Origin of the sequence: Cetobacterium sp. ZOR0034 (assembly GCF_000799075.1) — a bacterium.
Lineage (GTDB): Bacteria > Fusobacteriota > Fusobacteriia > Fusobacteriales > Fusobacteriaceae > Cetobacterium_A.
Genome location: NZ_JTLI01000029.1, coordinates 55508 through 78958, shown reverse-complemented (window position 1 = coordinate 78958; position 23451 = coordinate 55508). Strand labels below are relative to the sequence as shown.

Genomic DNA, 23451 nt, shown 5'->3' with positions numbered 1-23451 from the left:
TATTATGGAAAAAATTTATGATTTAGTGATAGTTGGGGCTGGACCAGCAGGATTAGCAGCAGGAGTTTATGGAGCTAGAGCCAAAATGAAAACTTTGATATTGGAAAAAGGAACTATAGGAGGGATGGCAGCAAAAACAACCGAGATTGTAAATTATCCAGGAATACCTAAAACTTCGGGAGAAAATTTAGGGGAGGTAATGTCCAAGCATGCAGAAGGACTAGGAGCGACAATTATAAGGGATAGTATAAGAAGTGTCGAACTTGATGGAGAGATAAAAATTCTTAAGAGTAGAAGAAAAGAGTATCGAGCTAAAAGTGTGATTTTTGCTACAGGAACAAAGCCAAGAGTTTTAGGGATTCCTGGTGAAGTAGATTTCAAAGGAAGAGGAGTGGCATACTGTGCAACTTGTGATGCGGAATTTTTCTCTAATCAAGAGGTTGTAGTTGTAGGAAGTGGAGATCAGGCTATCGAAGAAGGGATGTTTATATCTAAGTATGCCTCTAAGGTAAAAGTTATAGTTTTACATGATGAGGGAGTTTTAGATTGTAATAGACTCAGTGCAGAGGAGGCTTTGAAAAATCCTAAGATGGAGTTTATTTGGAATTCAACTTTAGATGAGATTGATGGAGATGAATCGGTAGATAGTGTGACTGTAAAAAATTTAAAGAGTGGAGAGCTTACTAAAATATTTTGCAAAGGGGTATTCTTCTTTGTTGGGATGATACCTAATACAGAGTTTTTAGAAGAGAGTGAAATTGAATTAGATAAAAGAGGACATATAGAGTGTGATAAACTTTTAAACTCATCAGTTTCAGGGGTTTTTGTTGCTGGTGATGTGAGAGATAAATATTTGAAACAAGTTATAACAGCCGCGGCAGATGGTGCAGTAGCAGCAGTGGCAGCAGAAAAATATTTAGAAGAGATGGAGATATATTTTAATAGAATAAAGGATAAAGAGGTTGCTATAGGATTTTGGAACTCTTTAGACAGCGAAGGCCTAAAATATCTATCTGAACAAGAGAAAATTGTAAAAGAGTCTGGAGTGCGAGATTTTATATATGTTGATGTTAGAAAAAATCGATATCTAGCTAAATTTTTCAATAAAGAAAATATAGATAAAGCAGAAATCTTTGTAAATAAATTAAATTGATTAAGAATAAAAAGAGACTCAATTCTAAAAAATTGAGTCTTTTTTATTATATGAAAGATTTATTTAAATCAATTTTCAGTTTATTTTTAATCTCTGAAGTTGTAAAAGCAGCTTCAACAGAAGTTAGATATATATTTTTATAAATTTCAAAATCCATATTGAAGTTATCTTTAGAAACAAGAATCTCATTAGTTAAAGTAGTATTAGAAACAGTTCTATTATCAGTATTTATTGTTACATTTATTCCATCTTTATAGAAATCTAAAAGAGGATGATTTTCAAAATTCTCAACAGCTTTAGTTTGAACATTGCTCGTAGGACACATCTCTAATGTAATTCCATTTTCTTTTACGATATCATAAGCAGCTTTACAATTTTTTATGTGGATTCCATGACCAATTCTCTCAGCATGTAGCATTTGAACAGCATCTAAAACATTCTCTCCAATTCCAGTTTCACCAGCATGTATAGTAACTTTATAACCATACTCTCTTCCAAGTTCGAATGGCTTTATAAATCTTTCACAAAAACCTTTTTCTTCACTTGCACAAAGATCTATAGCCACAACACCATTGCCTAAAAATCTTCTTCCAGCTTCAATAACATCGTAGATAGTTTCAGCAGACATATGTCTTAGGAATGATAAGATAAGATTTCCTTTTATATCGTATATCTCTTCAGCTTTTTTAATTCCTTTAACAACACTCTCTAAAATCTCTTCAACAGAAAGCCCCTTATTTATATGAAGTAATGGAGCAAATCTAATCTCAATATATTTTATATTTTCTTTAGCAGAATCTTCCATAAGTTCAAAAGTGACTCTTTCTAAGCTCTCCTTAGATTGCATAATAGCAACAGGAATTTGGAACTTTTCTAAATACTCATCAAGAGATGTACATTCCATAGGAGCAACCATAATATTTCTAATAGTTTCTATATCATAACTTGGCAGTTTAACATTTTCAATTTTTGATAACTCAATAATAGTTTCAGGTCTTACACTTCCATCAAGATGACAGTGTAACTCGATTTTTGGTAATTTGCTTAAATTCATATTTTTTCTCCTTCTAAATAAAAAATTATAAAAAAAATCCTGCACACGAAGAAAATATGACAATGATAGACATATCTTCTTCGTAAGCAGGAATTATGGTTCCGTGGTAGAGACCCCTATACCAGATTAATAGGGTTATACGAAGTTGTTTATTTAATTTTTATATATTTAAAAAATATATTTCAATTATTATATATTAAATAATAATGTCTGTCAATAAAAAATATTTAACTAAAAAAGTTAAGTATAAAAAATAGAAGTTTTTTTACTAAAGTAAAAAAAGAAAAATACTTTTTTAATAAAAAATGTTTATTTTTCTATTTTTTATTTTATAATACGTACATAAATATTTTTTTAAAAAACTTTTGGACAGCTGTCCAAAAAGAAAGGCGCAATATGAAAAAAGAAAATTTGAAAATAGATAGTACAGAGATAGCTAAATTAGCAGGAGTTTCAAGAAGTACAGTTTCGAGAGTTTTAAATAATCATCCAAATGTGAGTGTTAAGAATCGACAAAAAATCTTAAAAATAATCGATGAATACAATTATATTCCAAATTTAAATGCTCAGACATTGGCAGGGAAAAAAAATAGTGTAATTGGAGTTTTTATATATGAACCTAATATGAATTCTGAAACTACAAGCATGGATACAGCATACTTTATGGATTTTACAGATACGGTTGTAAAAGAAGCTTTTTTAGAAAATCATCAAATTTTAGTAGACTATGTAAAAGATTTTAATGATGAAAAGAGAATAGAAGCTTTTTTTAAGAATGGAAATGTCTCAAGTGGAATATTCATTGGTTTTTTAAGAGATAATATGTTTTTAGAAAAAATGATAAAAAGTGAATACAAAGTTGTGGTAGTAGACTACGCCAAAGAAATTAACAATATGGCTCAGAAAACTTTATATATAAATACAGATGATTATGGTGGAGCCTCTTCTATTATGGAGAAGATTTTAGAAAAAAATTTAAAACGACCACTTATATTTCTAGGAGATTTAAATAAACTTTCTGGATTTGAAAGAAAAAGAGCGTATGAAGATAGTTTAAAAAAGAAAAAAATAGATATCGATAAAAATCTAATTTTAAAATCAGATTATTGTAGAGGAAATGCTTATAGCGATATGGTTCAAATATTAAAAAATAATATAGAATTTGATGCTATTTTTTCATCAAGTGATAATATGCTATTTGGAATCGTGAAAGCTTTGAAAGAGTTTGAAGTGGATTATAAAAAATTAGAGATTTGGGGATTCGATAATTTGAAATATACAGTTCCAATGGGATTTAAAACGGTGTCACCAATGTTAAAAGAAACAGCTAAGAAAAGTATCGAATTCTTAGTTTCTGAGTTTGTAGAAACAAGAGTTGAATATACAAAGACAAAATTAATAGAAAGTATGATGGATTATTTTGAAGATTAAATTTTTTTAAAATTTTAAAATAAATATACGGGGAGTGTGACTTTATGTTAATGTTTTTATCTTTTATTTTCTTTACAGCTTTAGTTGCTATATTAACTTATTATAAAACTAAAGGAGATACATTAGACACAAATGACGGTTATTTTTTAGGTGGAAGAAGTTTAACAGCTGGATTTATAGCGGGGTCTCTAATGCTAACAAATCTTAGTCCAGCAAATTTTGCGGGAATGAGTGCACAATCTTATACTCATAACATGTCTGTTATGGGATGGGAAGTTTGTTCAGGAATAACTTTGGTACTTGTTGCAATGTTTTTAGTTCCTAGATACTTAAAAGGTGGTCTTACAACAATTCCAGAATTTTTAGAAGATCGTTTTGATCCAGGAGTTAGAAAATTTGTAACATATCTATTTTTAATCAGTTATGTTTTAAACGGATTACCACCTACACTTTATGCAGGAGCATTAGTTATGAGTCAACTGTTTGATATATCTGGAGTTTTAGGTGTTTCTTATACAGCTGGAATCTGGATAACAGTTTGGGCTATTGGAATTATAGGTGCAATCTATGCGATTTTTGGAGGGTTAAAAGCAGTAGCATTTTCAGATACTTTAAATGGAATAGGACTTGTAATTGGGGGATTATCAGTACCTTATTTCGGTTTTAAATTTATAGGAGATGGTTCATTTACTAGAGGAATTGGAGAATTAGTTTTAGCACATCCAGAAAAATTTGATGCTATCGGTTCAAATTCAGATCCAATTCCATTTACAACCCTTTTCACAGGAATGCTTTTAGTTAATCTATATTATTGGGGAACAGATCAAGGAATTATGCAAAGAGCTTTGGCTGCTAAAAATTTAAAAGAAGGTCAAAAAGGAGTTATGTTAGCAGGGCTACTAAAAATATTTACTCCTATAATTGTAATAATTCCAGGAATTATAGCCTATCATATTTATGGTGCAAATTTTGCTGAACCTGATTTAATGTACTCTCATCTGATTAAAGGTTTAATGCCAAAATATTTTGTAGGATTCTTTGCAGCGGTAATGTTTGGAGCTGTTCTAAGTAGTTATAACAGTACTTTAAACAGTGCTTCTACACTATTCTGTATAAATGTTTATAAACCAATTTTTGGAAAAAATAAAACAGATGCTCAAATAGTAAATAAAGGAAAAATATTTGGATTTGTTATAGCATTGACATCTTTATTTACAGCACCTCTAATAATGAAGGCACCACAAGGATTATTTCAGTATCTACAAATTGTAAATGGATTTTTCAATGTACCAATATTTACAATAATTTTTATTGGATATACAACAAAATATGTACCAGCAATAGCTGCAAAAATTTCACTGGCATTTTTCGTTTCATCATATGCATTCCTTCAACTAGTAGTTAAGCCAGATTTACATTTTTTACATCAGTCGGCAATACTGTTTGTTATAAGTTGTGGAATTATGTTAATTATAGGAAAGTTGAAGCCTAGAAAAACTCCATACGTTTTAGTAAATAAAAATATTGTTGAAGTAACTCCGTGGGAGTATCAATACGAAGCTGGAACTATAATTGTATCTGTTATGTTATCGTTCTATGTTATTTTCTCAAAATATGGATTGGTTACACTGAACTTTATGGGATTACAAAAAAATCTAGGTATATTGTGGACAGTTACAGCCTTAGTAGTTATAACAATTAGAAAATATAGACAAAAATTAAAAGTAGAAAAAGCAGTAGAAGCTTAGGGAGGAAAAATGCATATACTTATAAATGAAAAAAAATTAGAGTTTCACCTTTGTAATGAGAATATCAGTTATATTTTAAAAGTTTTAGATGATGGAACTTTAGGACATCTTTATTTTGGAAAAAAAATAAAACATAGAGACTCATATGAACACTTAGTTCAAATAACTTCGGCGGAGGTTCCGGTTACTCCAAACGCTTTAGATGAGAAAAGAGGGTTTTGTAAAGATATCTTGCTACAAGAGTATCCGAGTTATGGAAATGGGGACTATAGAGAACCTGCAATTGTAGTTTTACAAGAAAATGGAAGTAGAGTTACAGATTTTACTTATCATTCATATGAAATAGTTGAAGGAAAAGAAAATCTAAAAAATCTTCCAAATACATATATTGAAAATTCAAATGAAGCTAAAACTTTAAAAATATATTTAAAAGATGAACTTATAGGAGCAACTCTAACTTTAAGTTATACTATATTTAGAGATTATGATGTTATTACAAGAAATGCTCACATAAAAAATGAATCGGATGAAAAGTTGGTTTTAGAAAGATTTTTAAGTGCATCTTTAGATTTTAAAGAACCTGATTTTCAAATTGTACATCTTTCGGGAGCTTGGTCAAGAGAGAGACACGTTGAGATAAGTGAAATAAACCAAAACAAATTTGTAATAGATAGTAAAAGAGGAACAAGTAGTGTAAATAGCAATCCATTTATAGCTTTAAAAAGAAAAGAAACTACAGAGTTTTCAGGAGAAGTTTATGGTTTCAACTTAGTTTATAGTGGAAATCATATTGAGATGGTTGAAAAAAATCAGTACGACAAACTTAGAGTTTCAATTGGTATGAATCCATTTAATTTTAATTGGACATTATTAAAAAATGATGAATTCCAATCTCCAGAAGTTGTAATGAGTTACTCAAATACTGGTATGAACGGACTTAGCTTAAACTATCATAGACTTTATAGAGAAAGATTAGCTAGAGGAGTTTGGAGAGATAAGGTTAGACCAGTGTTACTTAATAACTGGGAGGCTACATATTTTGATTTCAATGAGGAGAAAATTTTAGATATAGCTAAAAAAGCAAAAGAGTTAGGTGTTGAACTGTTTGTTTTAGATGATGGATGGTTTGGAGCTAGAAATCATGACAAAGCTGGGTTGGGAGATTGGTGGAGTAATCTAGAAAAAATTCCTAGTGGTGTTGAGGGATTATCGAAAAAAGTTGAAGAGATGGGGATTAAATTTGGTCTTTGGTTTGAGCCTGAAATGGTAAATAAAGATAGTGAACTTTATAGAAATCATCCAAATTGGATTTTAAGAGCTCCAAATAGAAAAAATACTCCAAGTAGAAATCAGCATACTTTGGATTTAGGAAGAGAGGATGTTCGTGAATATCTTTATGAAAAAATATCTAAAATATTGAGAGAATCAAAAATATCATATGTGAAATGGGATATGAATAGACCGATGACTGAAGTTTGGTCAGAAGTTATAGATTCTACAAAACAAGGAGAGGTTTTCCATAGATATATTTTAGGTCTTTACGAGCTTTTAGAAAAGTTAACAACAGAGTTTCCAGAAGTTTTATTTGAATCTTGTGCAAGTGGCGGAAATAGATTTGATCCAGGGATGTTATATTATATGCCACAAACTTGGACGAGTGATGATACAGATGCAGTTGAAAGAATTAAGATTCAATACGGAACATCACTTTGTTATCCAGTAGTTTCTATGGGAGCTCATGTGTCGGCAGTTCCAAATCATCAAACAAATAGAGTAACACCTATAAAAACACGTGGGAATGTCGCTATTTTTGGAGCTTTTGGATATGAGCTAGATTTGAATAAGATAACTGATGAAGAGAAAGAGATTGTTAAAAAACAGATAGAATTTTTCAAAGAAAATAGAGAATTAATTCAATTTGGAGATTTTTATAGATTGGTTTCTCCATTTGAGAAAAAATTAAATGATGCAGCATGGATGGTTGTTAGCAAGGATAAAAAAGAAGCGCTAGTAGCAAAATATAAAATCTTATCAGTTCCTAATGCCGGGTATGAATCACTGATATTGAGTGGATTAAATGAAGATTATCTATATTCAGTGGAAAGTTTGCAAGTTCAAGGAAAGTCATACTATGGTGATGAGCTTCAAAATAGTGGAGTTATATTTAAAGAGCCTTCATTCTCTGATTTAGGGAATTTACAAGTTGAAGGAGAGTTAGATAGCTTAATTGGAGATTTTAAAAGTTGCTTAATTAAATTAAAAGCTATTTAAGGAGAAAAAAATGATAGATATATTAGGATATTGTGCAGCTTTTTTAACAACAGTTTCATTTTTACCTCAAGCTATAAAAACTATAAAGACAAAAGATACAAGTGGAATCTCACTTTTGATGTATATAATGTTTACAGTAGGAGTTTTTGCTTGGTTAATCTATGGAACTTTTAGAAAAGATATCCCAGTTATTATAGGAAATGCTGTGACATTGTCATTTGCAATAACTATTTTAAAAATGAAAATTAAATATAAATAGGAGATAAAAAACCCACTAGCGAATTAAAAATCTACTAGTGGGATTTTTTATTTATCTAAAATCTTCTTGGCTTCAACAAATCTTTGGAAAGCAGTGAATAAAACGATTCCAGTGAATAGATTTATTATAAGTCCACTTTTTTCTCTTAATAAAATCATAGCGGATAGCATAATAAAGCCTTCAGTTCTTTCAGCCAATCCAGCTTGATAATAAAATGTTTTTTCACCTTTGTTTTGAGCTAAAGGTCCTGTTGTTAAAAAGATTGTCATAGAAATAATTATACTGATTGCCAGTAAAAGGGAGATAAAGCTAAATTGAGGATATTTATATGCTACCCCAATTATAACAGACCCTTCAACAACTCTATCAAAAGTTATATCCATAACAGTACCAAAAGCTGTAGATGACTTTGTTTTACGAGCTATTGTTCCGTCAACAGCATCAAGATAGCCTGATAACCATAACATGATAATAGCTAAGATATTCTTATCTATCAGGGTAAAAATTCCACTTGAAATTCCAATGATAGCAGCTAAAATTGTTACAAAGTTCGCACTTAACTTCAATTTTATAGCTAAATTTGCGGCTACTTCAATAAGTGGTTGAATATATTTTCTACAGTGTGTATCTAACATTAGTTTATTCTCCTTTGATTAAGATTTCATTATTTTTATTATATAAAAAACAGATGAAATCTCCAATTTTTTCCTTTGGTTCCTTTTCTTGTATGAAATAGAGCCTTATATCTCTAATTAAAATAATGAGACAATATTTTCCTAATCCAAACTGGATATCTTCAATGATTCCAGTAAAATTAGAGTTTTGAACAATACATAGATCGTTTCCTCTAAAAGCGATAAAATCAAAATTTTCATCTCTCGGTCCAAAAATTACTTCAAAATCTTTTTTAGAAAGTATATTTTCTATTCCAAGAAGTTTAGCGGTATATAGTGTTTTAGGGGTGTAATATAAAGCTTGAGGAGTATCAAACTCTAAAAGTTCTCCATCAGACATTATAGCAATTCTATCCGCTAAAAAGAAAGCTTCATCTCTATCATGAGTTACAAAAATAGTACTAATTTTATATTTTTTATGAAGAGATTTAACTAATTTTTGCATTCGTTCTCTTAAATTAAAATCTAATGCAGAGAATGGCTCATCCATTAAAAGAAGTTTTGGTTTTGTCACGAGAGCTCTAGCTATAGAAACTCTTTGCTTTTCTCCTCCACTTAACTCATTTGGAAATCTTTTCTCTTTTCCCGTTAGCTCCATTTCAGAAATTGCTTCGAAAACTCTTTTTTCTATTTCAGATTTATTTATTTTTTTTATTTTCAAGCCAAACGCAATGTTATCAAATACATTTAAGTGTGGAAGAAGCAATGAATCTTGAAAAACCATACTAATCTCTCCATTTTTTATGGTATGAGATGGGTTCTTACCCTCTATTTTAATCTCTCCAGTAAAATCTTCATCTAAACCAGCTATTAAATTTAAAAGAGTTGATTTTCCCGAACCCGATTGTCCCAATATACCAATAAACTCGCCTGAGGTTATTGATAAATTTATATTTTTTAAAAGAAATCCTGAAAATGTTTTAGATACATTGTTTATTTGAATCATGTAAATCTCTCTTTCTGTATATATTTTTGGTAAAACTATTTAGTAAAAATAGTAAGAGGTATGTAAAAATAATATAAATAACACTGTAAACGGTTCCGTTGGTTATTCCACCATCTACTAGATATGGCATCATTAAAATCGGAAGAGTGATAACTCTTCCACCTCCTATTATAAATGTGATAAGATACTGTGCTAAAGAAACAACTATAGTTAGCGAAACTCCAACTAAAAACGAGGGATATATTAAAGGCAACGTAATCTTAAAAAAGATTTGTATAGGATTAGCTCCTAAAATTTTTCCGAGATTTAAATAATCTTTATTTATTGTAAGATATCCCGATTTCATACTTAGAATATAGTAGGGAATAGTTGCAACACTGTGTACAATAGAAACTCCAAGAACACTATCAATCAAATTTAATTTTATAAAAGAAAATTGTAGTCCCATCGTACTTACCATAACAGGAATTATAAGAGGAAGAGCTATCAGAATCATCAGTAAAAAATTTAGTTTAGATTTTTCTCTTACTAAAAAAGCTGCAACGGGAGTTCCTATTATAAAATTAATGAGTACAGTTATAAAAAGAATCGTTGTGGTAGTGATTAAACTTTCATAAGTACTCCATGAATTTAAAACGTATATCCACATTTTAAAATTCAGACTTTTAAAAAATATGCCCATAAATGGCAATAGAAAAAATAAGCAGATTATAAAATATGTTAAATTCAAAATATATTTTTTCATGATTACCACTCTCTATCTTCAAATTTTGTAAAATATTTAAAAATGAAATATATAGCTCCAGCAAAAATTAAACTTATACAAGAGATTAATATATTTAAAACCATTATTTTACCTCTCAAATCCAAACTTCCTTTTGCATACATATCGAAGACCAATACTGATAAAACTCTTGGATGAGTTACTCCTAAAATATAGGGAGTTTCAAATGATGCAAAGAGATAGCTTAAAACTATAAAGAAACTAACTCCTAAGTTTGGTAAAATTAAAGGTAATATTATTTTTTTAAAAAACTTTAAGTTACTTAAGTTATAGATTTTACCTAAAGAATCCCATTTCTTTTCAACTCTAAACATTATTGGAAGAGCCATCATGGTCATAAAAGGTAAGGTTTTCCAGATATATGTAAGAATTATACTAATACCATATTTCTCATTTGTTAGAATTGGAAATTGGTTACTCGATAAGATTCCAAATTTAAGAAAAAGATTATGAAGAATCCCGTTTTTCATAAATACGAGTAAAATACCATAGGCACTTACAAGATAAGGAATAAAAGTTGGAGATTCAACAATCTTTTGAAATAGTTTTATATGAGAATAATTCTTTCTTTTTCCTAAAAATATTAGAAACAACAAAACTACTGTTAAAGTAATTGAAATAAAAGCAGATATTGTATTTATTTTTATTGTGTAAATAAAACTCTCATAAACTTCTTTTGAGCTTAAAATTTCACGATAAAAATCTAAAGTAAAGTAGGAAGGACTTAGAATTCTGTTAAATCCAATAGAGGTCATAAAAACGTAGTATAAGCCATATAAAAAAAATACTGAAATATATATTAAAAAAGGAGTTATAAATATATACTTTTTAATTTTTACCAACGTATTCTAACCAACCTTTGTCTATAATCTCTAACTTTTCAGGAGTTAACTCCATCACTCTTTTCTCTGCAAGCTCCTCTGATGATGGGATTTTATCACTTTTATTTAATAAAATAAACTTTTGAACAGCTTCAGTCGGTAGTTTTTTCATATCTAAAATTGTAAAGTCACCCCAATTTTTAGGATCTTGTTTAAGCAGTTGTATCTCTGGTGAAACCAGTTCATTTATAACTTTTAAGGCAGCATTTTTATTAGCAGAGTTTTCTGGAATCGCTAAGTAGTGATTATTAAAAAGAGTTCCTTTATCTAGTAGGAAACTTTTTGACGTTACGGGGTAATCCCCAGATTCAATTTTTGAATTAACCTTATTAATTGTATATCCCATCGTGATATCAACTTCACCAGCTGAATATAATAAATCTAATTTTCCTTCTGACTCTGGATATGTTTCACCTTTTCTCCAAAGATATGGTTCTATCTCATTTAAAAAATTCCAAACAATATTTAAGTTAGCTTTAAGTTCATCAGTAGTCATTTTTGAAATCTCATCATATCCAAGAATATCGATAGCGATATTTCTTACAAAAGCACTACCAGTAAAATTAGAGGTATTTGGATATGTAAATTTTTCAGGATTATTTTTTACATACTGAGATAAAGTCATCCAATTACTGAAAGGAATCTCTCCTTTGGCTGTATTATAGATAAAGTTGAACTGAGCTTCTCCAAAAGGAACCTCTAATCCATCAATAGTTTCACCAAAATCTTTAACTGTTGTGCTTTCTTTTATTATGTTTTTATTATCAATTTTAGCTAAAATATTTTTTTCAAGAACCTCAGCATCTTTTAAGGCTTTAAAGTTTTCACCATTAACCCATAAAACATCGATAGTTCCATTTTTTTTACCAGCTTGTTTTTCTATTATAAGTTTATTTACAACATCTTTAATATCAACAATTGGAACTCTTTTTAAAGTAATATTTTCTTTTTTTGAAATTGCTGGAATAACAATGTCATCCATAAAGGTGTTAATCTCTTTTGAGCCACCCCACATATATATGTTAACTTCATTGTTTTCTTTTTTTCCACATCCTATAACAATCCCAATCAAGAGAATAGGAAGTAGTGGTTTAATAATTTTCTTTAACATAGAATCTCCTATCTGTTTTTTATTTTATTTTGAATAATTTTAGTAATAATAGTCAGAGCTAAAAATATTAGCGATGCGATTAAAGATATTTTAGCTGCATCTTTTGTATTTCCAGCAGATATAGCTCCAGCAAGTAAGACGAAAACTGAAGTTCCGGGTAAAATAAATATTATAGAAAAGATAGTATATTTAAAAAAACTGATAGAGGTTAATCCGTAAAGATAGTTTTGAATTCCAAAAGGAAATATAGGCAATAATCTCGTTACTGCAAGAATAAATGGACCATCTTTTTTAACTCCTTCATTTATTTTTTTAAAAATCTGTAGATTTGAAAACTTTCGTTCAATGAAATCTTTAGCAATATATCTAGCTATTAAAAATGAAGACATCATTCCAAAACTAGCTCCAATCATAGTATAAATAATTCCATAAACTGGTCCAAATAGTACTCCACCTGCCAAACTAAGAGGAAGAGTTGATATTGTTGTAACAGTTACAATACAGTAAAGTAATATGTAACTTAAAGGAGCTAAGATTCCAAAACTTTCTATTAATGTTTTTAATTGCTCTTTATCTTTTATATATTTCACTCCATCATATTTAAAGAATAGAAAGAAGAGAAAAGCTATAAAGATTAGAATGAACAATTTTACTATTCTTTTTTTGTTATTTTTCAAGATTCACCTCCAAGTAGATTATGGTAAATAGCTTTTTAAATGATCTATATAAGCTTTTTTAGACAGGTTTCTTATATAGTAAGTATATGTAGGGTAAGCTTGAATAGATTTCATAGCTTTATAAAACTTAATTTTATTTCCAATCATGAGTTGTAAAAAGCCAATAAGTTCTCCAGCTCTTTCACCTATGCATGTAGCTCCTACAATATTAAATTTATTGTCACAAATAACCTTTAAATAGAAATTTTTTTCAAACGTGATTAAACTTCTATCATTATTTTCATCCAAATTGTATGTATATATTTTTTTATATTTAGTTTTAGCTTCATCTTCACTCAGTCCAACTTTAGAAACCTCAGTTTCACCAAATATTGTCCAAGGAATATTAGAATAATTTATCGATTTCATAATATAAGGGAACAGAAGATTTCTGACAACTGTTTCACCGTGATATCCAGCTACGTGTGAAAATTTAAGAGGTGATGCTACATCTCCAATAGAGAATATATTTTTAGATGATGTTCTCATATATTTGTCAACAACAATGCCTTTATTGTTGAACTCAATACCAGCTTTTTCTAAATTTAAATCTTTTAAATTAGGAACTCTTCCAGTAGATATAAAAACTTTTTCAGTTTCAAAATTTTTGTGATTTGTTTTTATTAAAACTTTTTTATTGGATTCATCAAAAGATAAAATCTCTATCTCTTCACAGTTTAAGAATAAATCAATACCCTCTTCTTTTAATCGTTTAGAATAGAACTCTCTAATTTCGTCTTCCATATTAGGAAGAAAAAGGTTAGATTTTTCTAAAATTGTGACATCTATTCCAAGTTTTTTAAGAGGAAAAGCTAGTTCTAAAGAGATTATCCCAGCTCCAATCATAATCATACTACTGTAATCATCTTTTATATAGAAAAAATTTTGGTTTGTTAAGTAATCAATTTTTTCTAATCCTTTTATATTTGGAATAAAAGGAGAACTTCCAGTAGAGATTACAATATTTTTTCCTTTGTATATAGTGTCGTTTACAATAATACTATTTTTATCTACAAAACTTCCTTTACCAATAACTAAGTCTATATTTTTGAAGTTAGAGATATGTGGTAATTCACTGTCACCAACTTTATGTATATTTTTAAGAGTTTTCTCTAAAACCTCTTTTAGATTTTTAGAAGTTTTAGTCGCAGAGATAAAGCTTTTAGAAGCGATACAGCCACTCCAAGTACACTCTCCACCAAGATTTTCTTTTTCAATAAGAAGAACTTTTTTTCCAGCAGATGCAAGTCCAATAGAAGTTGTAAGTCCACCTGCTCCACCGCCTAAAACAATTGTATGGTACATAAAAAAACCTCCTTAAAATATGATGACAATTATAGTATAATATATAATGTAACATATTAATTACACTATATCAATCAGTTACAAAAAAGTTACTAGTTATTTTGATGAAAATAAAGATATAGATAGAGGAGAATTCATGTCAAATAAAATTATGGAATCAAAAATGAAATATATAGCTGATAACTGTTTAGCAACTTCTGGAAAAAAATCTAGTTGTAAACTTTGTATGAAAGAGTGTCCGATGATGTATAGGTATACTGAAAGCCCGAAAGAGTTATTCAGTGAATATCTAGAAAAAGGATATAAAAATATGGATTCAAAGATAGCTTTTTCTTGTAATCTTTGTGATCAATGTAAATTAGTTTGTCCGAAAAAATTAGATTTAAAATCTAGTTTTCAAGATTTAAGAGATGAGTATACTAAAGATAATAGTGGAAAATCGCCTTTAAAAGGTCATAAAGGTGTACAAGTTCATCAATATTTAGGAGAGACTAAATTTTTTAGTAAAGATATTGATCCACAGAAAGAAAATGTAAAATATCTATTTTTTCCAGGGTGTTCTTTATCATCTTACACTCCTTCAGGGGTTAAAAGCATATTAAATCATCTGAATGATAGATTAGATAACAGTGTTCAATCGATGTTAGCATGTTGTGGTAAACCAACTAGAGATATTGGAGAGGCAGAGTTATTTTCTAAAAAATTTGAAAAATTAGAAAAACAATTTAAAGAAAAAAATGTAGAAAAAATAGTTGTTGCATGTCAATCATGTTATAAGATGTTTAAGAAAGATTTAGATATAGAAATAATATCTTTGTGGGAGCTACTACCAGAAATAGGATTGCCTGAAGAAAAAATCAATATAGGAATCGGATCTGATCTTAAATTTAATATTCATGATTCATGTCCAACTAGATTTGAGAAGTCCATTCAAGATGGAGTTAGGTGGATTGTGAATGAGTTGGGATATGAATATGAGGAGTTTGAATACTCGAAGGAGAAAACAAGATGCTGTGGACTCGGAGGAATGGTAGCTACGGTTGCTTCAGAGATAAGTGAAGAGGTTAGGAAAAAAAGAGCAGAAAGCAGTAGCACAGGAAATATTTTGACATATTGTGCTGGATGTAGAGAGGCTTTAGAAGTTGGAGAAACAAAAACGCTTCATATAGTTGATTTAATATTTGGAGAGCAGCACAATAAGAGAGATTTGAAAAAGAAAAATTCTAATTCTTTAAATGCATGGCTAAATAGATATAAAACTAAAATAAAATTAAAAAAATAATAAAAAAATCCACTGATTTATCATAAAATTAGTGGATTTTTTATTAATTAATTATTGTTATAAAAAGCTAACGAACCTGTTGCAGAAAAATATTTTGTATCTAAGTTCTTGTTGTTATTATCTTGAGTTGTATATTTCATTAAAGTACCAGTAGCTGGAACTGAATATGTTTTTTCTGTGCTGTATGCCATTAAAGATAAAGTAAGAATAGAAGTTGCTAGTAATATTTTCATTATATGCCTCCTTTTTATTACTTTTTTAAATTTGTAATGATTTCATTTATGGATAAATTATAAACTGTTAAATGAAAAAAAGCAAGTTTTTTTTGAAAAGTTTAAAAATTTTTTAATAAAAAAATCTGCTGATAAATTATCAACAGATTTTATATAAATTTATATAATTTTAGTCGTCCAATCTTCAACGTTCCAAATTTCAGTAGCAACGTCCATATAGAATTCTGGTTCGTGACTTACCATTAAAACAGTTCCATTAAACTCTTTTATTGCTCTTTTAAGTTCCTCTTTAGCATCAATATCTAAGTGATTTGTAGGCTCATCTAGAACTAAGAAGTTTATTTCACGGTTCATGATTTTAGCAAGTCTAACTTTTGCATTTTCTCCTCCAGAAAGAACACGCATTTGACTTGTGATATGGTCGGTAGTTAATCCACATCTAGCAAGAGCAGCTCTAACTTCTGCATTTGTAAGTCCAGGGAACTCATTCCAGAACTCATCTAGAGCAGTTGTTGTTGAACTTTCCTCTTCTTGTTTGAAGTATCCAACTTCTAAGAATTGTCCATGCTCAATCTCCCCAGATAAAGCTTTTATATTTTTTAAAATTGTATTTAAAAGAGTTGATTTTCCTAAACCGTTAACTCCTTTGATGGCAATTTTTTGATTACGTTCAATTGTGAAGTTAAGTGGTTTTGTTAATGGCTCATCATATCCGATAACAAGATCTTTAACTGTTATAATCTCTCTAGATGGAGTACGAGCAGTTTTAAATCCGAATATTGGTTTTGGTTTCTCTCTAGCAATCTCAATTATATCCATACGATCAAGTTTCTTTTGTCTATCTTTTGCTAAGTTTGTCGTAGCAACTCTAGCTTTGTTACGAGCTATGAAATCTTGAAGATGAGCAATCTCTTTTTGTTGCTTTTTATAAGCTGATTCGATTTGTCTCTTTTTCAGTTCATACATCTCTCTAAATTGGTAGTAGTCTCCAGTATATCTAGTTAACTCAGCAGCTTCTATATGATAAATTACGTTTGTAACATCATTTAAGAATGGAATATCGTGTGAAACTAGAATAAAAGCATTCTCATAGTTTTGTAAGAAGTTCTTTAACCAGATTATATGATCTTCATCTAGGAAGTTTGTAGGCTCATCTAGTATAAGAATCATTGGATTTTCTAGAAGTACTTTAGCTAGAAGAATCTTTGCTCTTTGTCCTCCAGAAAGCTCTGATACATCTTTTTCAAGTCCGATATCTAATAGACCTAATCCAGCTGCATATTCCTCTATTTTAGAGTCAAGATTATAGAAATCTCCTCCTTCAAGGATACTTTGAATCTCTCCAATCTCCTCTAAGATTTCGTCCATCTCTTCAGGAGTACAATCTCCCATTTTTGTATAAAGATCCATGATGTCTTGTTCAAGTTGGAACATTCCAGCAAAAGCTGATTTTAAGATATCTCTGATTGTTTTTCCTTTTTCTAAAGTACTATATTGGTCAAGGTAACCAGTAGTTATGTGATTACACCATGAAACTTTACCTTCATCAGGCATAAGTTTACCAGTTATAATGTTAAGGAAAGTAGATTTTCCTTCTCCGTTGGCTCCAACAAGACCAACATGCTCACCTTTTAAAAGTCTGAATGAGGCGTTTTCAAGAATAACTCTAGAACCAAATCCATGACTTACGTCTTTTACATCTAAAATACTCATAAATTTTTACTCCTAATCTATTTATTAAATTTATTTTTTACAAACAATATTTAAATTTTATCATAAATTTTGAATAAATGATATAGGGTTTATTTAAAATATCTTTATTTCAAATTTTCAATCTCTTCAATAGTTAATCCAGTTATTTGAGTTATAATGTCAGGACTTAATCCATTTTGTAATGAAGTCTTAGCAATTTCTAATTTAGCTAATTTTTCTCCTTCTGCGATACCTCGAGCTATACCTTGAGCCATACCCTGAGCTATGCCTTTAGCAATTCCTTTATCTTCAGCTTCTAAAAGTGCATTCATTCTTTCGTTCATCGCATTTTGACGAAGTCTATAATTTTCAGCTTCTTTTGGGTCTCTACTTATTCTTGCTAATTCAATTCGAGCTTCATGAAGTTCTTCAAGCATGCTTTCTAGTTCGATAACTTTATCATCATTTGGATCATTTATAAATGCTGTCCACATACTAAGAGCGTCTTTGGTATCAATCTCTTTCATTTTTGGCAGTTCAATAAAATGTATTTCCATAGTATCAGTTAAAATATTACTAGTTTTAGCATTTTTTAAAATATATTTATTATGATAATTTTCTTCTAACAAAAGATTAAAATCTATAACATTTATACAGATAGTTCTAGGAAGTTCCCTATATCTACTTTTTCCTCCATATTCTCCAGAAAAAGCTTTTGACCAATAGTAAAGACTACGCTTTATCATATTTTTTTCATCAGCTCTTTGCATTTCAATATTTATTATCTCTCCTTTATCTGTTTTAGCTAAAACATCTAATCTAGAGAAACTATCTTCAATATATTCTTTTGATAATTCTGTATTTTTTAGTTGAACACTAACTATTGGACTTTCTGGTTTTATACATGCATTTAAAAAGGATATCAATATTCTTGGATGTTTTTCTGATCCAAATAGATTTTTAAATACATAATCAACTTTTGGTTCAAATAATTTCGTACACATTTCAATCACTTCCTTTTAGTTTTATTTAGATTATACCATAGTATATGAATCAGTTCAAAAAATAAAAAAATGATATTTTTATTTAAAAAATATACAAAATATGATTTTATTCATAATATTAGAAAATAATAATATTCTTATTTACAAAAGAAAAGCTTTGTGATAAATTATAATTGATTATTCATGTGAAAAAATTAATATTTAGGAGGAAAAATGGGATTTTTTGAGAAATACCTATCAATTTGGGTAGGAATTTGTATAGTTTTAGGGGTTTCAATTGGAATATTTGCACCAGTAGTACCAGAGACTTTAGCTCTTTTTGAATATTCAAATGTATCAATACCAGTAGCTATTTTAATCTGGCTTATGATTTATCCAATGATGTTGAAAATCGATTTTACATCTATAATGAATGCAACAAAAAATACAAAAGGATTAACAGTTACTTGTGTAACTAACTGGTTAATTAAACCATTTACAATGTATGCTATATCAGTGTTATTCTTTAAAGTTATTTTTAAAAATTTAATACCTTTAAATTTAGCAGATGAATATATTGCTGGAGCCGTACTTTTAGGTGCAGCACCTTGTACAGCTATGGTTTTTGTTTGGAGTCAACTTACAAAAGGAAATCCAGCTTATACTTTGGTTCAAGTTGCTGTGAATGATTTAATATTATTAATAGGTTTTGTACCGATTGTAGCACTATTATTAGGAATAAGTAATGTTGTTGTTCCATATGATACACTGATTCTTTCAGTTGTTTTATTTGTAGTTATTCCACTAATTTTAGGTGTAACTTCAAGACATTATATTATAAAATCAAAAGGACTAGATTATTTTAAAAATATATTTATAAAAAAGTTTGATAAAATAACGATAACAGGATTACTATTGACATTAACAATAATTTTCTCTTTCCAAGGAAGAAAAATAATAGACAATCCTTTGGATATTTTATTAATATCTATACCATTAACAATTCAAACGTTCTTTATTTTCTTCTTAGCATATGGATGGGCTAAAGTTTGGAAACTTCCTCATGAGATAGCTTCACCAGCAGGAATGATTGGGGCCAGTAACTTCTTTGAGTTAGCAGTGGCAGTGTCAATATCTTTATTTGGCTTGAATTCAGGTGCTACATTAGCAACTGTAGTTGGTGTTTTAGTAGAGGTTCCTGTGATGTTAATACTAGTCGGAATATCTAATAAAACAAGAGAATATTTTGTAAAAGCGTAATTAAAATTAAGTAAATTTGGGAGGAAAAATGAAGATAGTTGTAGTTGGAGCAGTAGCAGCGGGGACATCTGTTATAGCAAAAGCTCGTAGAAATAGCGAAGAGGTAGAGATTGTGGCTTATACTTCAGGATCAGATATAAGTTACTCTGGATGTGGAGTTCCATATTACATTGGAGAGGATTATATAAAAAGAGGAAATCTAACTCCAAGAGATGCTAAATGGTTCGAATCTCGTTTTAATATGAAGCTTAATATAAACCATAAAGTTTTATCTGTAAATCCAGATTTAAAAAAGATAGAGGTTTTAAATGAAATAACCAAAGAGGTTTTTGAAGATTCATATGATAAGCTAGTAATTACAACAGGAGCGAGACCTAGGAAAATCGATTTTGATAATGAAAATATATTCTATATAAGAGATGTTGAAACAGGAGATAAATTAAAAAAGTTTATTCATGAAACGTCTCCTAAAAAAGCTTTGATAGTTGGTTCTGGATATATTGGACTTGAGATGGTAGAAAACTTAGCTCAAAGAGGAATAGAGGTAACTGTTCTTGAGATGAATTCTAGTATAGGAAGAGTGGATTCAGAAATAAGTATCTATCTAGAGAAATATCTAGCTAAAAAAGGTGTTAAACTAATTTTAAACGATAAGATAAAAAATATTTCTGAGGATGGAAAAATAGTTAGTACTGAAAATGGAGAAACTTTAGAAGTTGATTTTATAGTAGCAGCGGTTGGAGTACTTCCAAATGTAGAGTTTTTAAAATCATCAGGAATACAGTTAGGAAAAAGCGAAGCGATAAGAGTAAATAGTCATTTAGAAACTAATTTGAAAGATATTTACGCAGCTGGAGATTGTGCTACAACATATTCACTTTTAACTGGAGAGGAAACATATGTTCCACTTGGGTCAACAGCAAATAAGATGGGACGTATTTTAGGAGATAGACTTACTGGTGGAAATTTAGAGTTTAAAGGCATTTTAGGAACGTCAATTTTCAAAATATTTGATATGGCCTTTGCTAGCACTGGATTAGATGAGAAAGAAGCTTTAGAAAAAGGATATTCAATCGAGATAATTCACAATATAAAACCAAATCAAACAGAGTATTTAGAAGCATCTAGAGAGATGGTAATAAAAGCGATTGCCGATAGAAAGACTGGGAAGCTTTTAGGTGTTCAGATGTTAGGGGAAAATGGTGTTGATAAGAGAATAGATGTTTTTGCAACACTTTTAACATTCGGAGCGACAGTAGACCAACTATTCCATCTAGATTTAGCTTATGCACCACCTTTCTCAACAACAAAAGATCCTGTAAATTATACAGGTATGATTTTAGATAATGCTATAAATGGAAAAAATAAAATTGTAACTCCAAAAGAGTTGAAAGAGAAAAGAGATGAATTCTTGGTTATAGATGTTAGAAGTAAATCTCAATACGAAGCGGCACATATAGAGGACGCTATAAATATACCTCTAGAAACTTTAAGAGAAAAAGTAAAAGAGTTGGATAAAAGTAAAAAAATTGCAGTTCATTGCAATAAAGGTGTTACAGGAAATATGGGGCAAAATATCCTTTTAAATTCAGGGTTCGATGCATATAATATTTCTGGTGGATATTCAAACTATTCAACTTTAAATAAAAAATAATTAAAAAATAATTTGACTTCTAAATTTTCATATGTTAGTATACTTAAAAATAATTTATCGAAGGAGTAGTTAAATGACGAACTATAATTTAATATCAAAAACTACAATGATGAATATGATGCCTATGGGAGTTGGAACCAAAAATTAATTTTTAATTTTGGGACGAACTCATTTTTGCTTACAAAAAGAGAGCTCCCAAGGAATAAAGTTGTTAACATAAAGCTTGGGATTAAATCTCAAGCTTTTTTTTATACAATTTTTTCAAAAAATTAAAAATATAAAATATTTGGAGGAGATAGATATGATACAACTTAGGAATATTATAAAAACTTATGAGAGTAAAGGTCAAAGTGTTGAGGCATTAAAAGAACTATCTTTCGATTTTAAAAAAGGAGAGATTACAGGAATTATAGGTTATTCTGGAGCTGGAAAAAGTACGCTGCTGAGATGTATAAATCTTTTAGAGACACCATGTTCTGGAGAAGTTTTAATTGATGGAGTTGAGTTAGGGTCTTTAAATGCGAGAGAGCTTAGAGAGAAAAGAAAAAAAATTGGGATGATATTTCAACATTTCAATCTGATGAGAAGTAGGACAGTTGCTAAAAATATAGCTTACCCATTGAAAGGCAGTGGACTTTCAAAAGCTGAGATAGATGAAAGAGTAAATAGTTTGTTGGATTTAGTTGGATTAAAAGATAAAAAAAGTAGTTATCCATCACAACTTTCTGGAGGACAAAAGCAAAGAGTTGGAATAGCTAGAGCGTTAGCGAATAATCCAGATATAATCCTTTGTGATGAAGCAACCTCAGCCCTAGATCCAGAAACAACAGTATCTATTTTAAAACTACTAAAAAAAATAAATAAAGATTTAGGAGTAACCATTGTTTTGATAACTCATCAGATGGAGGTTATAAAAGAGATTTGTGATAGAGTTATTGTTATGGAAGATGGGTTTGTAAAAGAAGAGGGGGATGTTATAGATATTTTCTCGAGACCGAAAGAGCCAATAACAAAAAGGTTTTTATCCTCAGTTTTCAATAGTGATAAGATAAATGATTATTTAAACACAGTTCTTGTAAAAGGCGATGAAAAAATAATTAAGTTAGCTTATGTTGGTAGTAATACAGAGGAGGCTTACATTTCAAAAATATCAAGAGATTATGATGTTGATGGTAGTATCCTTTTTGGAAATATAGAGATTATAAAGGAAACACCAATAGGAAACTTGGTTGTGAAATTGAAAGGGGAAGAGGAAAATATCCAAAATTCCTTAGATTACTTAAATAAAAATAATATATACACGGAGGTTTTAAAAGATGGTAGAAAAGCTATATAGTTCTTTAGAAAATGTAATTAAGTATCAAGATGAGATGGTTCGTGCCATGGGAGAAACTTTGTTAATGGTATCTATAGCAGGAACAATCTCAACGCTGATTGGACTTTTAATGGGGATAGTTTTGGTTGTGACTAGAAAAGATGGAATTTTAGAAAATAACTTAATCAATAGTATTTTGGGGAAGATTATAAATGTGTTTAGATCAATTCCATTTGTGATTTTACTTGCAGCTTTGATTCCTGTAACAAGATTTTTTATGGGAACAACTATTGGATTGAAAGGAGCGATTGTTCCTCTTATATTTGGGTCAGCACCTTTTGTGGCTAGACAGATTGAATCAGCACTTTTGGGAGTGGATTCAGGAGTTATAGAAGCAGCGTATTCAATGGGTTCAACACCTTTTGAAATAATCTATAGAGTTTTACTAAGAGAAGCTCTACCTGAAATTATATATGCTCTTATTATAACAACAGTTAGTTTGATTGGATTTTCAGCAGTGGCAGGAACTGTTGGTGGAGGAGGTCTTGGAGACTTTGCAATAAGATATGGATATCAACATTTTAAAACGGATATTATGGTTGTAACAATTGTCATACTTGTGACTTTGATTACAGCAATTCAATGGTCTGGAGAAAAAATATTAAAAAGAATAAAAAAATAAAAATTGAAACATCGGAG

At 29.5% G+C, this 23451-nt stretch carries 21 protein-coding genes and 1 riboswitch; of the genes, 10 read left to right on the top strand and 11 right to left on the bottom strand.

Annotation, left to right across the window (positions count from 1 at the left end; translation table 11 throughout):
- Positions 1-4 precede the first annotated feature (4 nt).
- Entirely contained in the window at positions 5-1153 is a 1149-nt protein-coding gene (locus L992_RS07035; protein ID WP_047395326.1) for an NAD(P)/FAD-dependent oxidoreductase, read from the top strand.
- Positions 1154-1199: 46 nt separating this feature from the next.
- Here the strand turns inward: L992_RS07035 and add are convergent, their stop codons facing one another.
- Positions 1200-2207 (bottom strand): adenosine deaminase, encoded by a 1008-nt coding sequence (gene add, locus L992_RS07030; RefSeq protein ID WP_047395281.1) that lies wholly within the window; start codon positions 2205-2207, stop codon positions 1200-1202.
- 63 nt (positions 2208-2270) lie between these two features.
- Positions 2271-2370, bottom strand: a riboswitch (purine riboswitch).
- 233 nt (positions 2371-2603) lie between these two features.
- Here add and L992_RS07025 point away from each other — a divergent pair.
- From L992_RS07025 to L992_RS07010, 4 genes are read left to right on the top strand one after another with little or no spacing between them, the layout of a single operon-like run.
- Positions 2604-3638, top strand: a complete 1035-nt coding sequence (locus L992_RS07025) for a LacI family DNA-binding transcriptional regulator (RefSeq protein ID WP_047384767.1) — start codon at positions 2604-2606, stop codon at positions 3636-3638.
- Positions 3639-3682: 44 nt separating this feature from the next.
- Positions 3683-5386: a solute:sodium symporter family transporter gene (locus tag L992_RS07020; RefSeq protein ID WP_047384768.1), complete on the top strand. Its 1704-nt coding sequence runs from the start codon at positions 3683-3685 to the stop codon at positions 5384-5386.
- A gap of 9 nt (positions 5387-5395) precedes the next feature.
- Positions 5396-7657 (top strand): alpha-galactosidase, encoded by a 2262-nt coding sequence (locus tag L992_RS07015; RefSeq protein WP_047395278.1) that lies wholly within the window; start codon positions 5396-5398, stop codon positions 7655-7657.
- 10 nt (positions 7658-7667) lie between these two features.
- Positions 7668-7916, top strand: a complete 249-nt coding sequence (locus tag L992_RS07010) for a SemiSWEET transporter (RefSeq protein WP_197053393.1) — start codon at positions 7668-7670, stop codon at positions 7914-7916.
- A 47-nt stretch (positions 7917-7963) separates the two neighbouring features.
- Here the strand turns inward: L992_RS07010 and L992_RS07005 are convergent, their stop codons facing one another.
- The 7 genes from L992_RS07005 to L992_RS06975 form a co-directional block, all read right to left on the bottom strand.
- Complete coding sequence (locus L992_RS07005; protein WP_047384771.1) at positions 7964-8551, bottom strand: CDP-alcohol phosphatidyltransferase family protein; 588 nt, start codon at positions 8549-8551, stop codon at positions 7964-7966.
- Positions 8552-8555: 4 nt separating this feature from the next.
- Positions 8556-9536 carry an ABC transporter ATP-binding protein gene (locus L992_RS07000; RefSeq protein WP_052191854.1) on the bottom strand — a complete coding sequence of 327 codons (981 nt, stop codon included), beginning with the start codon at positions 9534-9536 and terminating at the stop codon, positions 8556-8558.
- Positions 9511-10185, bottom strand: coding sequence for an ABC transporter permease (locus L992_RS06995; protein ID WP_197053392.1), 675 nt, complete (start codon positions 10183-10185; stop codon positions 9511-9513). The genes L992_RS07000 and L992_RS06995 overlap by 26 nt, the downstream gene beginning before the upstream one ends.
- A 98-nt stretch (positions 10186-10283) precedes the next feature.
- On the bottom strand, positions 10284-10790 hold the full coding sequence (locus L992_RS13745) for an ABC transporter permease subunit (protein WP_231549765.1): 507 nt from the start codon (positions 10788-10790) through the stop codon (positions 10284-10286).
- Positions 10791-11148: 358 nt separating this feature from the next.
- Complete coding sequence (locus L992_RS06985) at positions 11149-12312, bottom strand: ABC transporter substrate-binding protein (protein ID WP_047384774.1); 1164 nt, start codon at positions 12310-12312, stop codon at positions 11149-11151.
- A gap of 8 nt (positions 12313-12320) precedes the next feature.
- Positions 12321-12989, bottom strand: a complete 669-nt coding sequence (locus tag L992_RS06980) for a TVP38/TMEM64 family protein (protein WP_047384776.1) — start codon at positions 12987-12989, stop codon at positions 12321-12323.
- 18 nt (positions 12990-13007) lie between these two features.
- Positions 13008-14333, bottom strand: a complete 1326-nt coding sequence (locus L992_RS06975) for an NAD(P)/FAD-dependent oxidoreductase (RefSeq protein WP_047395274.1) — start codon at positions 14331-14333, stop codon at positions 13008-13010.
- Positions 14334-14469: 136 nt separating this feature from the next.
- Here L992_RS06975 and L992_RS06970 point away from each other — a divergent pair, with 136 nt between their 5' ends.
- Positions 14470-15615 carry a (Fe-S)-binding protein gene (locus L992_RS06970; RefSeq protein WP_047384780.1) on the top strand — a complete coding sequence of 382 codons (1146 nt, stop codon included), beginning with the start codon at positions 14470-14472 and terminating at the stop codon, positions 15613-15615.
- 47 nt (positions 15616-15662) lie between these two features.
- Here the strand turns inward: L992_RS06970 and L992_RS06965 are convergent, their stop codons facing one another.
- From L992_RS06965 to L992_RS06955, 3 genes are all read right to left on the bottom strand, one after another.
- Positions 15663-15848 (bottom strand): hypothetical protein, encoded by a 186-nt coding sequence (locus L992_RS06965; protein ID WP_047384781.1) that lies wholly within the window; start codon positions 15846-15848, stop codon positions 15663-15665.
- Positions 15849-16007: 159 nt separating this feature from the next.
- Entirely contained in the window at positions 16008-17561 is a 1554-nt protein-coding gene (locus L992_RS06960) for an ABC-F family ATP-binding cassette domain-containing protein (RefSeq protein WP_047384782.1), read from the bottom strand.
- A gap of 104 nt (positions 17562-17665) precedes the next feature.
- Positions 17666-18544 (bottom strand): Rpn family recombination-promoting nuclease/putative transposase, encoded by an 879-nt coding sequence (locus tag L992_RS06955; RefSeq protein WP_047395271.1) that lies wholly within the window; start codon positions 18542-18544, stop codon positions 17666-17668.
- 213 nt (positions 18545-18757) lie between these two features.
- Between L992_RS06955 and arsB the strand changes: the two genes are divergently transcribed.
- The 4 genes from arsB to L992_RS06935 all read left to right on the top strand — a co-directional run bounded on the left by arsB (position 18758) and on the right by L992_RS06935 (position 23434).
- On the top strand, positions 18758-19783 hold the full coding sequence (gene arsB / locus L992_RS06950; protein ID WP_047395268.1) for an ACR3 family arsenite efflux transporter: 1026 nt from the start codon (positions 18758-18760) through the stop codon (positions 19781-19783).
- A gap of 28 nt (positions 19784-19811) precedes the next feature.
- Entirely contained in the window at positions 19812-21437 is a 1626-nt protein-coding gene (locus L992_RS06945; protein ID WP_047395265.1) for an FAD-dependent oxidoreductase, read from the top strand.
- A 301-nt stretch (positions 21438-21738) separates the two neighbouring features.
- Positions 21739-22773 carry a methionine ABC transporter ATP-binding protein gene (locus L992_RS06940; protein WP_047384787.1) on the top strand — a complete coding sequence of 345 codons (1035 nt, stop codon included), beginning with the start codon at positions 21739-21741 and terminating at the stop codon, positions 22771-22773.
- Positions 22754-23434: a methionine ABC transporter permease gene (locus L992_RS06935; protein WP_047384789.1), complete on the top strand. Its 681-nt coding sequence runs from the start codon at positions 22754-22756 to the stop codon at positions 23432-23434. Before L992_RS06940 ends, L992_RS06935 begins: the two co-directional genes overlap by 20 nt.
- The last annotated feature ends 17 nt before the right edge of the window (positions 23435-23451 follow it).

Bases quoted from the DNA above. Each gene is read 5' to 3' on its own strand.
- L992_RS06935 (WP_047384789.1), top strand. From the start codon at position 22,754: ATGGTAGAAAAGCTATATAGTTCTTTAGAAAATGTAATTAAGTATCAA.
- L992_RS06960 (WP_047384782.1), bottom strand. From the start codon at position 17,561: ATGAGTATTTTAGATGTAAAAGACGTAAGTCATGGATTTGGTTCTAGA.
- L992_RS06955 (WP_047395271.1), bottom strand. From the start codon at position 18,544: ATGTGTACGAAATTATTTGAACCAAAAGTTGATTATGTATTTAAAAAT.
- arsB (WP_047395268.1), top strand. From the start codon at position 18,758: ATGGGATTTTTTGAGAAATACCTATCAATTTGGGTAGGAATTTGTATA.
- L992_RS07005 (WP_047384771.1), bottom strand. From the start codon at position 8,551: ATGTTAGATACACACTGTAGAAAATATATTCAACCACTTATTGAAGTA.
- L992_RS13745 (WP_231549765.1), bottom strand. From the start codon at position 10,790: ATGAAAAACGGGATTCTTCATAATCTTTTTCTTAAATTTGGAATCTTA.
- L992_RS07035 (WP_047395326.1), top strand. From the start codon at position 5: ATGGAAAAAATTTATGATTTAGTGATAGTTGGGGCTGGACCAGCAGGA.
- L992_RS06995 (WP_197053392.1), bottom strand. From the start codon at position 10,185: ATGTGGATATACGTTTTAAATTCATGGAGTACTTATGAAAGTTTAATC.
- L992_RS07020 (WP_047384768.1), top strand. From the start codon at position 3,683: ATGTTAATGTTTTTATCTTTTATTTTCTTTACAGCTTTAGTTGCTATA.
- L992_RS06940 (WP_047384787.1), top strand. From the start codon at position 21,739: ATGATACAACTTAGGAATATTATAAAAACTTATGAGAGTAAAGGTCAA.
- L992_RS07010 (WP_197053393.1), top strand. From the start codon at position 7,668: ATGATAGATATATTAGGATATTGTGCAGCTTTTTTAACAACAGTTTCA.
- L992_RS07015 (WP_047395278.1), top strand. From the start codon at position 5,396: ATGCATATACTTATAAATGAAAAAAAATTAGAGTTTCACCTTTGTAAT.
- L992_RS06965 (WP_047384781.1), bottom strand. From the start codon at position 15,848: ATGAAAATATTACTAGCAACTTCTATTCTTACTTTATCTTTAATGGCA.
- L992_RS07025 (WP_047384767.1), top strand. From the start codon at position 2,604: ATGAAAAAAGAAAATTTGAAAATAGATAGTACAGAGATAGCTAAATTA.
- L992_RS06985 (WP_047384774.1), bottom strand. From the start codon at position 12,312: ATGTTAAAGAAAATTATTAAACCACTACTTCCTATTCTCTTGATTGGG.
- add (WP_047395281.1), bottom strand. From the start codon at position 2,207: ATGAATTTAAGCAAATTACCAAAAATCGAGTTACACTGTCATCTTGAT.
- L992_RS06970 (WP_047384780.1), top strand. From the start codon at position 14,470: ATGTCAAATAAAATTATGGAATCAAAAATGAAATATATAGCTGATAAC.
- L992_RS06975 (WP_047395274.1), bottom strand. From the start codon at position 14,333: ATGTACCATACAATTGTTTTAGGCGGTGGAGCAGGTGGACTTACAACT.
- L992_RS07000 (WP_052191854.1), bottom strand. From the start codon at position 9,536: ATGATTCAAATAAACAATGTATCTAAAACATTTTCAGGATTTCTTTTA.
- L992_RS06945 (WP_047395265.1), top strand. From the start codon at position 19,812: ATGAAGATAGTTGTAGTTGGAGCAGTAGCAGCGGGGACATCTGTTATA.